Here is a 13,429-nt window from a genome sequence, read left to right as displayed (position 1 = left end):
GCGCCGCTTGATCGCGGAGCGGGCAAGAACGGCTCGACCACGGGGACACTTGTGAGCCGGCTCCTCGCAGGTCACCATGGCCGAATCGGGGAATCAGCGGTCCATCGATGAGGCCGCGACCCGTCGAGGGGTCGAACGCAAACCAGAACAGGAGATTTACATGGATCGCGCACAGCCCGAGTGTTCCGCCCCCGTGGCCCTTGTCGTGGAGGACGACGCGGCGGTGCGCGATCTCGCGACCGCGGTCCTGGAAGAGAGCGATCTCGGCGTGATTGCCTGCGAGAGCGCCGAGGCCGCGCTTTCTGTGCTGGAGCGATCCGACGTCACCGTGGCGCTGCTGTTCGCCGATATCCGCCTGCCGGGCGCCATGGACGGCGTGTCGCTCGCCCAGGCCGTCGAGCGCCGCTGGCCGGATGTGCGCGTGGTCGTCACGTCCGGGGCGAGCCGCGACGAACGTCTGCCCAACCAGGCGGTCTACATGCAGAAGCCCTGGCGGGCGCTCGACGTGCTGGTCCAGGCCGAGCACGCCACGATGGCCGCCAAGGCGGCCTGAAACGGGGCGCGGCGCGCCTCCTCCCGGTAAGAGGGGAGGGGCCGCGTATCCGGGCTCCGCGGAGGCCCTATCCCGGCACGGACGCGCGCGCTGTGATCCTGCTCAGCCGCACAGATGGTTGCCGGCACTGCGTTGCGGCGTCTTCTGTCGTCATTGCGAGCGCAGCGAAGCAACCCAGGAAAACAACATGTCCGGGCAGCGCGCGCTGCTTTGGGTTGCTTCGCTGCGCTCGCAATGACGGGACTTGGCAACGAATGGGAGGCTTATGGGATAACCGCAGCTGCGGCCGCGCCCATAACCCTCACGATCTAAACGATGATCGAACGCAAAAAGCCCGGCCGCTCGCGCGGTCCGGGCTCGTGCCGTTCGGTGACGAACGTCTTAGGCGACGGGCGCCGGGTTCACCGGAACCTGGCCGGCGGCGTTGCCGCCCTGCGGGCCGGCGGCGGACGGCGACGGGAAGCCGGGGCGGCGGCTGCCAGCCGGGAAACGAGGCTTCGGCTTCGGAGCGGCGATCAGACCCTCGCGGATCGCGGTCTTGCGCGCCTGCTTGCGGGCGCGGCGGACGGCTTCCGCCTTCTCGCGCGCCTTGCGGACGGACGGCTTCTCATAAGCCTTGCGCTGCTTCATCTCACGGAAGATGCCTTCACGCTGCATCTTCTTCTTGAGGACGCGGAGCGCCTGATCGACGTTGTTATCGCGAACGAGTACCTGCAACGGACTTGATCCTCTGGACCTGGATTTGGGGCTCGCGCAGCCCGCCGCCGATCTGGAAACCGGCAACGTCCCTCGCCCGGGAGAACCCGGGAGGGACGGGAACGTCGGTTTCCGAATCGGCGTGGAGCCCACGCCTTGGCGCGCCTTCTACACCAAGCGCGAACCAGTTCCAACATCTTCGCGGCAGCGATCTTCGCCACGGCGGTCTCGAAACCCCTGGCGGCGAGTCGGATACCGGTTCGACGCGCACCAGCCCGGCACGGCCTCGATTTGGCGCAAGGCCCGATTGCAACGCGATCGGACGCGGATCTAGGCTGTGTCCATGCAAAACGACGACTCGCAGCAATTCGCCAGTGACAATTACTCCGGCATCTGCCCGGAGGCGTGGTCCGCCATGGAGGCGGCCAATCGCGGTCACGCGCCGGCCTACGGCGAGGATGCCTGGACGGCCCGGGCCGCGGACGCGTTCCGCCGCCTGTTCGAGACCGAGTGCGAGGTGTTCTTCGCCTTCAACGGCACCGCCGCGAATGCCCTCGCTTTGGCCGCCCTGTGCCAATCCTACCACAGCGTGATCTGCGCCGATTCGGCCCATGTCGAGACCGACGAGTGCGGGGCGCCGGAATTCTTCTCCAACGGCTCCAAGCTGCTCACGGTGCGCACCGAGGGCGGCAAGCTCACCCCGGAGGCGATCCGCGGGCTCGCCACCAACCGCAGCGACATCCACTTCCCGCGCCCGCGGGTGGTCACGATCACCCAGCCGACCGAGACCGGGCAGGTCTACACGCTGGCCGAGCTGCGGGCGCTGTCGGCCACCTGCCGGGCCCTCGGCCTCGCCCTGCATATGGACGGCTCGCGCTTCGCCAATGCCTGCGCCAGCCTGGGATGCAGCCCTGCCGACATGACGTGGCGGGCCGGGATCGACGTGCTGTGCTTCGGCGGCACCAAGAACGGCATGCATGCCGGCGAGGCGGTGGTGTTCTTCGATCCCAAGCTCGCCGAGGATTTCGGCTTCCGGTGCAAGCAGGCCGGCCAGCTCGCCTCGAAGATGCGCTTCCTGTCCGCCCCCTGGGTCGGCATGCTGGAGAGCGGCGCCTGGCTGCGGAACGGCGCCCACGGCAATGCCTGCGCCCGGCGCTTCGCCGATGCCGTCGCCGGGCTCCCGGGGATCCGCGCGCTGTTCCCCGTCGAGGCCAACGCCGTCTTCCTGGCGATGCCGGCCGCGACCATGGAGCGGCTGCGGGCGCGGGGTTGGCGGTTCTACACCTTCATCGGCGGCGGGGCGCGGTTCATGTTCGCCTGGGATGCCGAGACCGCGCGCGTCGACGCCCTCGTCGCCGATCTGCGCGCCCTGGCAGCCGAGGCCGCCTGAGGCCGGGTTTCCAACCAGCTCGGGGCCCTTGGGCGGTTGATCGGCGCGGGGCCCTGACGGAGGCCGTTCAGATCAGCCCGAGATCGGCAGGCTCGGCGCCGGCGAAGACCCGGCGGAGACTCGCCTGATCCAGGCCGTAGAGGCGCTGGAGCAGGCCGCCGAGCAGGGCGCGATAGTTGGTGAGCACCGGGTAATCCCGGTTCTGGAACAGATGCGCCGCGTCGGCACGGACCTGCGGTCCGACGATGCGGCCGCCCCGGATCCCGCCGCCCAGCACCCAGTAGACGCTGCCGTGGCCGTGATCGGTGCCGCGGTTTCCATTCTCTCGGAAGGTGCGGCCGAACTCGGACAGCACCACCACGACGGTCTCGGACCAGCCCGGCCCGATCTCCTCGACGAAGCCCGCCAGGCCCCGGCCCAGTTCGCTGAGCTGGTCAGCGAGATAGCCGGTGCCGGCGCCCTGGTTCACGTGGGTGTCCCAGCCGCCGACATCGACGAAGCCGAGGTTGAAGGTCTCGCGCATCAGCCGGCCGATGCGCCGCGCCGAGAGCTCGAATCCCTTCGGCGAGACCGCGCCGCGGTCGGCCTGTCCGGCATGGTTCGAGATCGTGTTGTAGACCGCGTCGCGCACGCGGAATCCCTCGGCCACGGCGCCGGCCAGCTTGGTATCGCTGTATATGGCGGCGATCAGCCTGGCCTGCCGGGCATCGAGACCCGGCTCGGCGACCCCGTTGATGGCGACGTTCGGCACGGTCTCGCCGCCCCGGAAGGTCAGCGGCATCTGCTCCGTGAAGGCGATCGGCCTGACCCGGGTCAGCTCCGCGGCGAGCCGCGCCATGAAGCCGGAATTGTAGTCGCGGGTGGCGCCGACCGTCTGGCCGAGCTCGATCGTGTCTTGGGTCTCGAAATGGCTGCGGGTCAGGTCGTCGGTGCCGGCGAAGGGCACGAAGGCCGCCTGGCCCTTGGCGTAGAGTGGCAGGATCGTGTCGCGCAGCGCCGGGTGGAGCCCCCAATCGGCGTCGAGTGCCAGCGCAGCGTTCGGATTGTTGGGATCGGGCTTCGCCACGGCGAGGTTGGGCCGCGCCTGGTAGTAGAACGCGCTGCCGGTGGGGAATCACCACGTTGGCCGCGTCGTAGGCGCCGCGCAGGAACACGACCAGCAGGCGGGCATCCGCCTTCGGAGCCGCCCAGACGCGGCTGGCCACGGTCGAGAGGCCGAGGGCCGTGGCGGCACGGAGAAGGTCACGGCGATTCATCGCATGAACTCCGGCGAGGCGAGGTAGAGCGTGTTCCAGTCCTGCGGCGACACCGCCTGGGCCAGCGCTCCTTTCGTGGGTGCGCTCAGCGTCCCGGACAGCGTCGAGAAGTAGAGGGCGTTGGCGAGGACCGGGAAGGCCGGCTCCTCGGGCCGGTCCGGGGCGGATGGCTTGAACAATCCGGCCGGGCCGGAGCCGATCTGCCGGGCGATCTCGAACCGGGTGGTGAGCTGGCCCGGGCCGCTCCAGGCGGCGGCGTCGAGGGCGTAGCCGTCAGGCGTCGAGCGGTTGAACAGGCCCTCGCCGAGCCGGTTCAGCCAGCCGAGCACCGGGGCGGTGTTGAGGATCACCCGCTCGTCATAGGCCATCCGCAGGGCCGAGAAGACGTAGCGCACCGGATCCTTGAAGGCGCTGGTCTGCGCCGCCGCGAAGGTGGGATCGCGGATCAGGGCCTCCATCACGGCGGCGATGTCGCCCTCGGTGCGGGTGAAGATCGCCGCCAGCCGGGCCACCAGCGCGTCGTCCGGCGCCTGGCCCAGGAAGTAGGTGGCGAGCGCCCGGGAGACGTTGGCGTCGTGGTCGAGGTAGCGCAGCATCGCCGGGTGGCGCAGGCTCGCCATCAGCAGGTCGCGGAACCGTCCGAGGACGTGGGGGCGGATCGCCGTGTCGACGTAGTCGCCCACTGCGGCGCGCAGGGTCGACTTGCCCTGGTGGACGTTGAGGCGGTTGAACCAGAACCAGGTCAGCCGCTCGCGCAGTTGGTCCGGGCTGTAGAGGGCGCGCAGCACCCAGGCGGAGGCGGCGTTCCGGGCGGCATCGTTCAGCGCGGCCTGGAACGCGCTCTGGGCGGCCTTGCGGGACTCCGGATCGGCCAAGTCCTTGCCGGCCTTGGATTGCGCCTCGAGGGATCGGGCGTGTTCGAGCAGCGTTCCCGGCGGCGTCAGCGCGTCGACCTGCGCTTGCGCGGCAGCCGCGGCAGGCGCGGCTCGGCCGGCGGGTGGAGCTGCGCCTGCAGCCAGCGGGCGCGGCCGTCCCGGCGCAGCTGCGCGAAGGCCGACGGGGTGGCGCCCCAGGTCAGGGCGTCGAGGAACGCGACATCGGCGGCCATTAGCATCGCCGCGATGGCCACGCGAAGCGACAGCTGTGCGGTGCGCATCATCGGTGCTCTCGCCGACGAAGTGGTCGCCCGGCCCAGCCTGATCCGGCGCGCCTGTACCGCAGATTTAGGGCTCCGGTGACGGTTCTTTGCCAAGGCCGGGGCTTGCCGCTACACGATCCGGAGACCTTCGCCCGTGACGGCACCGCCGGGCGACGCCCCTCACGTTTTGCCGACCCAGAGCGTTCGCTCCATGCTGATGCAGACCAAGTCCGAAGCGAAGCCGGCCGATCCGGTTGCGCGGCGGCGCACCTTCGCGATCATCTCGCACCCGGATGCGGGCAAGACCACGCTGACCGAGAAGCTGCTGCTGTTCGGCGGCGCGATCCAGCTCGCCGGCGAGGTCAAGGCCAAGCGCAACCGGGTCTCGACCCGGTCCGACTGGATGGGCATCGAGAAGGAGCGCGGCATCTCGGTGGTCACCTCGGTGATGACCTTCGAGTACGGCGACTGCGTCTTCAACCTGCTCGACACGCCGGGCCACGAGGACTTCTCCGAGGACACCTACCGGACGCTGACCGCGGTCGATTCGGCCGTGATGGTGATCGACGCCGCGAAAGGCATTGAGGCGCGCACGCGCAAGCTGTTCGAGGTCTGCCGGCTGCGCGACATCCCGATCGTCACCTTCGTCAACAAGCTCGACCGCGAGGCCCGCGACCCGTTCGAGCTGCTCGACGAGATCGAGAAGACGCTGGCGCTCGACGTCGCCCCGGTGACCTGGCCGATCGGCACCGGCCGCAATTTCTCCGGGACCTACGAGCTCGGCGGCAACCGCGTGCGCCGGCTCGACGCCGCCGAGGATGCCGGCATGGTCACGGTGTCGGGCCCCCAGGACCCGTTGTTCGACGAGCTGCTCACCGAGAACGGCGCCGCCGATGCGTGGCGCGAGGAGGTGGAGCTGGCCGAGGGCGGGCTGAAGCCGTTCGATCTCGACGCGTTCCGCGAGGGCCACCTGACGCCGGTGTTCTTCGGCTCGGCGCTGCGCAATTTCGGCGTGCGCGACCTGATCGACGGCCTCGCCAAGGTGGCGCCGCCGCCGCGCGGCCAGGATGCCGACAAGCGCCTGGTCGAGCCGACCGAGCCGCGCATGACCGGCTTCGTGTTCAAGATCCAGGCGAACATGGACCCGAACCACCGGGACCGGATCGCCTTCATGCGGGTTTGCTCGGGCAAGCTCAGCCGGGGCATGAAGGCCCGACTGGTGCGCACCGGCAAGCCGATCTCGCTCTCGGCACCGCAATTCTTCTTCGCGCAGGACCGCGCCATCGCGGACGAGGCCTTCGCCGGCGACGTGGTCGGCATCCCGAACCATGGCACCCTGCGGATCGGCGACACGCTCACCGAGGGCGAGGACATCGTGTTCCGCGGGGTACCGAGCTTCGCCCCCGAGATCCTCCGGCGGATCAAGCTCACCGACGCCATGAAGGCCAAGAAGCTGCGCGAGGCGCTCCAGCAGATGGGCGAGGAGGGCGTCGTCCAGGTGTTCGTGCCCCAGGACGGCAGCCAGGCGATCGTCGGCGTGGTCGGCGCACTCCAGCTCGACGTGCTGAAGGAGCGGCTCCAGGCCGAGTACGGCCTGCCAGTGGATTACGAGACCTCGCGCTTCGCGGTGTGCCGCTGGGTGTCCTCGGACTCGGAAGCCGAGCTCGACAAGTTCGTCGAAAGCCACGGCTCGGCCATGGCCAAGGATCTCGACGGCGCGCCGGTCTTCATGGCGACCACGGCCTTCTCGCTCCGCTACGAGGAGGAGCGCTATCCGGCGGTGCGCTTCACCGACGTGAAGGATTATCAGAAGCGAGCGGCGTGATTTCTTTGAGGTGGGGGCGTCTCGCTTCCTCCTCAAGTCGGCGATGATCGGATACGGCTACCTGTGAGCTGCGGCGCGTATCCGTACTGCCGCATTCACCGGATCACTCCCACCAACCCCCTAATCCTGAAGTGCCCGCGTCAGCGAGCCTCGAAGGAGGCCTCCAGCCAGCCGTGGGATTCCGGGAGGCGTTCTCCCAGGCTGCGGCGCCGCAGCTCAGGATGACGGGATTGGCCGGGATAAGCCGTCGGTGTCGTAAAACCACGGTCTGTCGGCGGTTCCGGATCCCGCGCTCCGCTGCGCGGCCCCGGGATGACGGGGTGGGTGAGCCGGCGACGGGGAAGCCCTGCCAAGAGCTTCAGAACTTCCCGAGCATGGGGAAATCCGCGGTGAGCGTCGATTCCGCGGCGATCGGAGCGTCGCGCTTGCGCGGCTTGCGGTTAAGCACCTGCTTCAGCTTGCTCTTCAGCACCGCCATGTCGAACGGCTTGAGGATGAAGGCGTCCGCGCCCGCCTGGTGAGCGAGGTTGATGTCCTCAAAATCGAAGGACGATTCGGTGAGCATGAAGGGCGTGTTCATCAGCGTGTCGTCGCCGCGGATCTCGCGCAGCAGGGCCAGCCCGTCCATGGGCTCCATGGCGAGGTCGGAGATCACCAGGGCGTAGCGGCGCGTGCGCAGCCGTTCCAGGGCCTCGGCGGCCGTGGTCACCCCCTCGACGTCGGGGAAGCCGATCCGGGTCATCAGCATCACCACGAGACGCAGGAGCTTCTCCTGGTCGTCGACGATGAGGATCGGGGGCGTATCGCTCTCGGACATCGCTCGGCTCAGATGAAGAGGTGGTCGATGCCCTGGCGGGACATCGCGTCGTTCTGGAGCGCCAGGCAGAGCCCGTGGATCGCGGTTGCCTTCGGGGTCCCGCGCTGGAGCATCGGCAGCAGATTGGCCTTGGCGAACAGGCCGTCATTCGCCGTGTTGCGCTGGGCGCTCTTGAAGGAGTGGACGAATTCCCGCTTGGCGATCTCCCGCCACTCGTTGATCTGCACGTCCCGGTGGCGCTGGTCGGCGCTGACCCGGTCGAAGGTCTCGTGGACCGAGGAGCGCTCGCCCTCGATCACCTGGCAGGCGAAGTTGCCTTCGACGATCATGAAGCTGGTGATCACCGAGAACTCGTTCTTCTTCTGCGCGACGCGGCCGATCTCGGCGATCTGCTCCGAACGCTTCGCCGGATCCGCCGACAGATTGAGGCGCGAGAAGTAGATGATGTGGACGAGGCTCGTCCGTTTCGCCCGCATGACCTCTAGATCCGAAATCCGTATCGCGTGTGCGTTCGGGCGGGACGCGACCCACCCAGATTGCTCCGTCGACGATCTTCGCCCGAGCCGGATAACACCCCGTAAACGCCCGCCGGCCTCCGCGCCGGACCGGTGCGGCCCCGATCCGGCAGAATCTGCCGGGCCGGCATCCCCGCTCGGCCAGGGCTGCCGGGCCCGCCGCGGCCCGTGCCTGATAAATCAAAGGCTTAGCTCTGGCACAGCGGTTGCGGTCCCTTGATCCTGCGGGCCAGTGCGGCGCGTATCGGGATCGCATGCCATGGATCTTTTTACCGCCCTGCAGACCTCGGTCTCCGGACTGCAGGCGCAATCCTACGCCATCAGCAACATTTCCGGGAACATCGCGAACTCGCAGACGACCGGATTCAAGCGAATCGACACCAGCTTCGTCGACATGATGTCCGAGACCACGCCGAAGCGCGAGGTCGCCGGCTCGGTCCTGGCGCAATCGCAGCTGACCAACACGATCGCCGGCAACGTCGTGGCCTCGAGCGTCCCGACCAACATGGCGATCAACGGCGACGGCTTCTTCACCGTGGTGCGCAAGACCGGCGATTCGAACGGCGCGGCCACCTTCAGCGGCACGAACGTCTACACGCGCCGGGGCGACTTCGCGAAGGATAAGGACGGCTACCTGGTCAACGGCGCCGGCGGCTACCTGACCGGCACCAACCTCGATCCGGTCACCGGCCAGGCGACCAGCACCGGGCTGCTGCGGATCGGCGACACGTCGCTGCCGGCCCAGCCGACTACCTCGCTGACCTACGCGGCGAACCTTCCGGCGACGCCCGCCACCACCGCGTCGGCGACTTCCGGGTCCGACGTCTACAACCAGCTTCCGGCGGCCGTGGTCCTCACCGGAACCGGCCAGACCGGCGTCTCCGTGCCCTCGACCGGGGCCGGGACCTTCGTGAACAACAGCATCGCAGGCCCGTCGATCACCGCCTACACGCAGACCGGCGCGCCGGTGACCCTGAGCACGCGTTGGGCCAAAGTGCAGGACGCCGCCACGACGCCGCCGCAGGCCGCGGTCTGGAACCTCTATTACGCCTCCGACCCCACGGCCTCAGCGAATTCGACGGCCTGGCAGAATGTCGGAACGGCCTTCACCTTCGATTCCACCGGCAAGCTGACGGCGCCGACGACAAGCCCCGTCCCGCTCGGCAACGTCACGGTGGGCGACTACACCTTCGCGAACATGACCATGAACGTCGGCACGGCCGGTCTGACGCAGTACGCCGACACGTCGGGCGCGGTAACCACGAACACGCTGAGCCAGAACGGCAACAGCGCCGGCACGCTCACCAGCGTGGCGATCGGCGAGGACGGCAAGATCAACGGCACCTTTTCGAACGGTTCGGTGCTGGGGCTCGCCACGGTGGGCATCGCCCAGTTCGCCAATCCCGACGGGCTGAAGGCCGATTCAAACGGCAATTACCTCCAGACCGCCGAATCCGGGCCGGCTTTGGTCGGGCTGAACGGCAGCACGATCACGGGCGCGAGCAATGAGCAGTCGAATACCGACATTGCGAGCGAGTTCTCTAAGATGATCGTAACCCAGCAGGCCTACTCTGCGAACACGCGCGTCATGTCGACGGCCCAGACGATGATGTCTGATCTGCTCAACGTGATCCGCTGAGTGAGGACGCAATCCGAACCGCGGAGGCCGTGAGGTGTCGTTGAACGCGCTTTCCACCGCGACCGCCGGCCTTGCTGCGACGCAGGCGGCGATCAACGTCGTCTCGCAGAACGTCGCCAATGCGGGCACCGCCGGCTACGTCAAGCGGACGCTCTCGACGGTCGCCACCGGGACCAACAATTCCGGTGTCGCCACCGGGGCGATCACCCGCAGCTTCGACGCTGCCGCGCTCAAGCAGCTGCGGCTCGAGACCTCGGGGGCGGCCTATACCAGCACCAAGGCCGGGATCGCCTCCCAGCTCGACGCGCTGTTCGGGGCGCCAGGCAGCGCGGCGGCGCTGGACGGCACGCTGAACACCTTCACCCAGTCGCTGCAGGAGCTGTCGGCCAACCCGACCTCCGCGGCGGCCCGCACCACCGTGCTGAGCAACGCCTCGGCGCTGGCCAGCCAGATCAACGGCGCCGCCAATGCGGTGCAGAACCTGCGCACCGGGGTGGAGGCACAGCTGGGCACCGACACGCGCTCGGCCAGCACGCTCCTGTCCAGCGTCGCGAGCCTGAACGCCAAGATCCAGAACACCACCGACGCCGCGTCCCTGGCCGACCTCCAGGACCAGCGCGATCAGGTGATCAACACGCTGTCGGGCTACATGGACGTCCAGACCGTGGACCAGCGGGACGGGACGGTCTCGGTGCTGACCCGGTCGGGCGTGACCCTGGTCGACCGCGGCAGCGCGGCGACGCTGACCTTCGACGGCCACGGGTCGCTCAACCCCAATTCGAGCTACTCGACCGACCCGACGCAGCGCACGGTCGGGACCATCACGGCCACGCTCCCGGGCGGCGGCCAGATCGATCTCGGTGCGCCCGGTGCCATCCGGTCGGGGAGCCTCGCCGCCGGGATCGAGCTGCGCGACCAGATCCTGCCGCAGGCCCAGCGCCAGCTCGACGACTTGGCCGGGGGGCTCGCCAGCGCGCTCACCGACAAGGCCGTGACCGGCACGGTGACCGGTTCCTCGGCGACCATCGACCTGACCGGCATCAAGGCCGGCAACAGTGTGACGATCCCGGTCACCGCCGCCGACGGCTCGGTCCGCAACGTCACGCTGATCGCCTCGAACGCCGCGACCGCCGCGGTCGATCCGAGCCAGACCGACGATGCCAGCGGGCTGGCCCAGACCTTCAACATCTCGGGCGGCCCCGCGACCTACGCCAGCGCGATCTCGACCGCTTTGGCAGCGCTCAGCAGCCGGGCCACGGCGGCGGGCATCAAGAACGCCCCCAACCTCACTGCCACCGGCACCGGGGCAACGGTCACGATCGGGCCGGCCGCGGCCGGCACCGACAAGGTCTCGGGGGCCAGCGCCGGCATCACACAGCCGACCTCGCCGAGCGACCTGACCACGGGCTACCGGCAGCTCGCCCTGTTCACCGACGTGTCGGCGGCGCCGCCCCCGACCCCGCGGCTGTTCACCGGCTCGTTCGACAGCGGCTCGCAGCTCACCGGCTTCGCGCAGCGGATCTCGGTCAACCCGGCGCTCTCGGGCGACACCACGGCGCTCACCGCCTCGAGCGCCACCGACAAGAGCGCATCGGGGGGCCGCGCGCAGGCGATCTTCACCGCCCTGACCTCGGCCCAGCAGACCTTCTCGTCGTCGAGCGGGATCGGGGGCGTCTCGGCGCCCTACCGAGCGAGCGTGGTCGGCTTCGCGCAGGACGTGATCGCCTCTCAGGGTGCGGCGGCCTCGAACGCCGCTGCCCTCGACGACACCCAGCAGACCGCCCTCTCCACGGCGCAGAGCCGGTTCTCCGCCGGGGCGGGGGTCAATATCGACCAGGAGATGTCGAACCTGATCGCCCTGCAAACGGCCTACGGCGCCAATGCCCGGGTGCTCACCGCCGCCCGCGACATGCTCAACCAGCTGCTGCAGATCTGACCATGACGACGATCTCTCCCTTCGCGGCCGGCTCCTACATCGCCAACTGGAACACGTCGCAGCTGCTGGCGCTCAAGAACCAGTTGAACGACCTGTCGAACCAGCTCTCCAGCGGCAAGGTCTCGCAGACCTATGGCGGGCTCGGCACCGGGCGCTCCACGGCGCTCGCCGCCCAGGCGACCTTGAGCGCGCTCGACGGCTACGAAGCCGGCATCACCGCCGCCCAGACCCGCACCAACGTCGCGGTCACCAGCCTGACCCAGGTCGCGAAGCTGGGCACCGACGCCCGCACGGCCCTGAACAACGGCCTGCAGAGCATCGCGGCCAACACCACGGCGGGCCGCTCGATTGCCCTCGCCAACCTGCAGACGGCGCTGGACACCCTCAACCAATCGGCGGCGGGCAGCTACCTGTTCGGCGGCCGCGACGCCACGACCCAGCCGGTGCTCGACGCCGACACGATCCTCAACGGCACCACCGACAGCCAGGGCAACACGCTGGCCGGCCTCACCGCGCTGGTGAGCGAGCGCGTCACCGCGGAACTCGGACCGAACGGCAACGGCCGCCTGACCCAGACAGCGCCCAGCACCACCTCCGTCCAGGTGACCGACGAGGCGAACCCCGCGACCCGGGGCCGATTCGGCTTCACCCTGTCCGGCACCCCGACCACCACCGGGACGGCGCTCAACGCCGCGATCACCGGTACCGGCCCGGCCTCTCTCACCATCGGTCTGGCGGCCCAGCCAGCGGTGGGCGACAGCGTCAGTTTCGCGCTGAAGATGCCGGACGGCACCTCCACCACCGTGACCCTGAGCGCGGCCGCCAGCGCCGACTCGACCTCGACCACCAGCTTCGCCATCGGCGCCACCGCGGCCGACACGATGAAGAACCTGTCCGCGACGCTGACCAACGCCCTCAAGGGGGCGGCCACCGGCACCCTGGCGGTGAACGCCACGGCGTCCGTCACCCAGGACTTCTTCACCGGCTCGGCCCGGGGCGGTCCGTCGGGGACCGGGATCATGCCCCAGCGCATCACGTACGATGCGGCCAAGAACCCGACCGGCTACGTGGCTGCCACCCCGACCAACACGGTGCTGTGGTACCAGGGCGAGAACACCTACACGACGCCGGCGGACCCGACCCAGGCCGTGCCGACCACGGCGCTCGACACCCAGTCGGTCCAGGTCAGCGCCACCGGCCAGGTCGGCACCGGCGCCCGCGCCAACGACAAGACGATCCAGAACGTGCTCGCAGGCCTTGCGACCATGGCGTTCGCGCTGCCGACCACGAGCGACGCCAACACCAGCGCCACCTATAAGACGGTGGTCAGCAAGGCCGGGGCGCTGCTGTCGGCCTCCGACCAGACCAATCCCAGCATCCAGGACACGGTCACGCAGCTCAGCGTCGCGGCGACGCGCCTGTCGAACGCCAAGACCACCAACACCGCCACACAGACGACGGTCCAGAACACCCTCGACGGAATCGAGCAGGCCCCGACCGAGGAGGTCGTCGCCAAGCTGCTCGACGTCCAGAACCGGCTTCAGGCCAGCTACCAGGTCACGGCCTCGCTCTCGAAGCTCTCGCTGGTCAACTACATCAGCTGACGCCTGTATTCAGTGCCACGACCATAGTCCTGCCGCTTTCCCGCAGTGAATCGCGCCGGA

At 69.1% G+C, this 13,429-nt stretch carries 11 protein-coding genes and 1 pseudogene; 6 read left to right on the top strand and 6 right to left on the bottom strand.

The genetic code is table 11. The features are described 5' to 3' along the window. Positions 1 to 160: 160 nt before the first annotated feature. Positions 161 to 553, top strand: coding sequence for a response regulator (locus AKJ13_RS09670; RefSeq protein WP_007566401.1), 393 nt, complete (start codon positions 161 to 163; stop codon positions 551 to 553). Positions 554 to 934: 381 nt separating this feature from the next. On the opposite strand, the gene rpsU is transcribed toward AKJ13_RS09670, so the two are convergent. Beyond that, positions 935 to 1,270, bottom strand: coding sequence for a 30S ribosomal protein S21 (gene rpsU / locus AKJ13_RS09665; RefSeq protein ID WP_007566403.1), 336 nt, complete (start codon positions 1,268 to 1,270; stop codon positions 935 to 937). Between the two features lie 322 nt (positions 1,271 to 1,592). Here rpsU and AKJ13_RS09660 point away from each other — a divergent pair, with 322 nt between their 5' ends. Next, positions 1,593 to 2,639 (top strand): low specificity L-threonine aldolase, encoded by a 1,047-nt coding sequence (locus tag AKJ13_RS09660; protein ID WP_050733140.1) that lies wholly within the window; start codon positions 1,593 to 1,595, stop codon positions 2,637 to 2,639. A 67-nt stretch (positions 2,640 to 2,706) separates the two neighbouring features. Here AKJ13_RS09660 and AKJ13_RS09655 read toward each other — a convergent pair. The 3 genes and pseudogenes from AKJ13_RS09655 to AKJ13_RS32605 all read right to left on the bottom strand — a co-directional run bounded on the left by AKJ13_RS09655 (position 2,707) and on the right by AKJ13_RS32605 (position 5,054). After that, positions 2,707 to 3,895, bottom strand: a pseudogene (locus AKJ13_RS09655) (DUF1501 domain-containing protein). Continuing rightward, positions 3,892 to 4,821 (bottom strand): DUF1800 family protein, encoded by a 930-nt coding sequence (locus AKJ13_RS09650; RefSeq protein ID WP_244471576.1) that lies wholly within the window; start codon positions 4,819 to 4,821, stop codon positions 3,892 to 3,894. The pseudogene AKJ13_RS09655 and the gene AKJ13_RS09650 overlap by 4 nt, the downstream one beginning before the upstream one ends. 14 nt (positions 4,822 to 4,835) lie before the next feature. Next, the gene (locus AKJ13_RS32605) at positions 4,836 to 5,054 is read right to left on the bottom strand and encodes a hypothetical protein (RefSeq protein WP_244471566.1); all 219 of its coding nucleotides are present in this window, start codon (positions 5,052 to 5,054) and stop codon (positions 4,836 to 4,838) included. Between the two features lie 190 nt (positions 5,055 to 5,244). Between AKJ13_RS32605 and AKJ13_RS09645 the strand changes: the two genes are divergently transcribed. After that, positions 5,245 to 6,858: a peptide chain release factor 3 gene (locus tag AKJ13_RS09645; RefSeq protein ID WP_050733139.1), complete on the top strand. Its 1,614-nt coding sequence runs from the start codon at positions 5,245 to 5,247 to the stop codon at positions 6,856 to 6,858. 358 nt (positions 6,859 to 7,216) lie between these two features. Here AKJ13_RS09645 and AKJ13_RS09640 read toward each other — a convergent pair whose 3' ends face one another. Next, on the bottom strand, positions 7,217 to 7,675 hold the full coding sequence (locus tag AKJ13_RS09640) for a response regulator (RefSeq protein ID WP_050733138.1): 459 nt from the start codon (positions 7,673 to 7,675) through the stop codon (positions 7,217 to 7,219). Positions 7,676 to 7,683: 8 nt separating this feature from the next. After that, on the bottom strand, positions 7,684 to 8,151 hold the full coding sequence (locus tag AKJ13_RS09635) for a BLUF domain-containing protein (protein ID WP_050733137.1): 468 nt from the start codon (positions 8,149 to 8,151) through the stop codon (positions 7,684 to 7,686). Between the two features lie 298 nt (positions 8,152 to 8,449). On the opposite strand from AKJ13_RS09635, the gene AKJ13_RS09630 reads away from it, so the two are divergent. The 3 genes from AKJ13_RS09630 to AKJ13_RS09620 are packed head-to-tail and all read left to right on the top strand — an operon-like array spanning position 8,450 to position 13,369. Beyond that, complete coding sequence (locus AKJ13_RS09630; RefSeq protein ID WP_050733136.1) at positions 8,450 to 9,829, top strand: flagellar hook-basal body complex protein; 1,380 nt, start codon at positions 8,450 to 8,452, stop codon at positions 9,827 to 9,829. A 34-nt stretch (positions 9,830 to 9,863) separates the two neighbouring features. Next, positions 9,864 to 11,765, top strand: coding sequence for a flagellar hook-associated protein FlgK (gene flgK, locus AKJ13_RS09625; protein WP_050733135.1), 1,902 nt, complete (start codon positions 9,864 to 9,866; stop codon positions 11,763 to 11,765). 2 nt (positions 11,766 to 11,767) lie between these two features. After that, positions 11,768 to 13,369, top strand: a complete 1,602-nt coding sequence (locus AKJ13_RS09620; RefSeq protein WP_050733134.1) for a flagellin — start codon at positions 11,768 to 11,770, stop codon at positions 13,367 to 13,369. Positions 13,370 to 13,429: the final 60 nt, after the last annotated feature.

Origin of the sequence: Methylobacterium sp. ARG-1 (assembly GCF_001262595.1) — a bacterium.
Lineage (GTDB): Bacteria > Pseudomonadota > Alphaproteobacteria > Rhizobiales > Beijerinckiaceae > Methylobacterium > Methylobacterium brachiatum.
The sequence above is the reverse complement of the archived record's forward strand: the minus strand, read 5'-3'. Positions and strand labels throughout refer to the sequence as shown.

Coding starts and splice junctions, on each gene's coding strand:
- AKJ13_RS09640 (WP_050733138.1), bottom strand. CDS start 7,675: ATGTCCGAGAGCGATACGCCCCCGATCCTCATCGTCGACGACCAGGAG.
- AKJ13_RS32605 (WP_244471566.1), bottom strand. CDS start 5,054: ATGATGCGCACCGCACAGCTGTCGCTTCGCGTGGCCATCGCGGCGATG.
- AKJ13_RS09635 (WP_050733137.1), bottom strand. CDS start 8,151: ATGCGGGCGAAACGGACGAGCCTCGTCCACATCATCTACTTCTCGCGC.
- AKJ13_RS09645 (WP_050733139.1), top strand. CDS start 5,245: ATGCTGATGCAGACCAAGTCCGAAGCGAAGCCGGCCGATCCGGTTGCG.
- AKJ13_RS09620 (WP_050733134.1), top strand. CDS start 11,768: ATGACGACGATCTCTCCCTTCGCGGCCGGCTCCTACATCGCCAACTGG.
- AKJ13_RS09660 (WP_050733140.1), top strand. CDS start 1,593: ATGCAAAACGACGACTCGCAGCAATTCGCCAGTGACAATTACTCCGGC.
- AKJ13_RS09630 (WP_050733136.1), top strand. CDS start 8,450: ATGGATCTTTTTACCGCCCTGCAGACCTCGGTCTCCGGACTGCAGGCG.
- AKJ13_RS09670 (WP_007566401.1), top strand. CDS start 161: ATGGATCGCGCACAGCCCGAGTGTTCCGCCCCCGTGGCCCTTGTCGTG.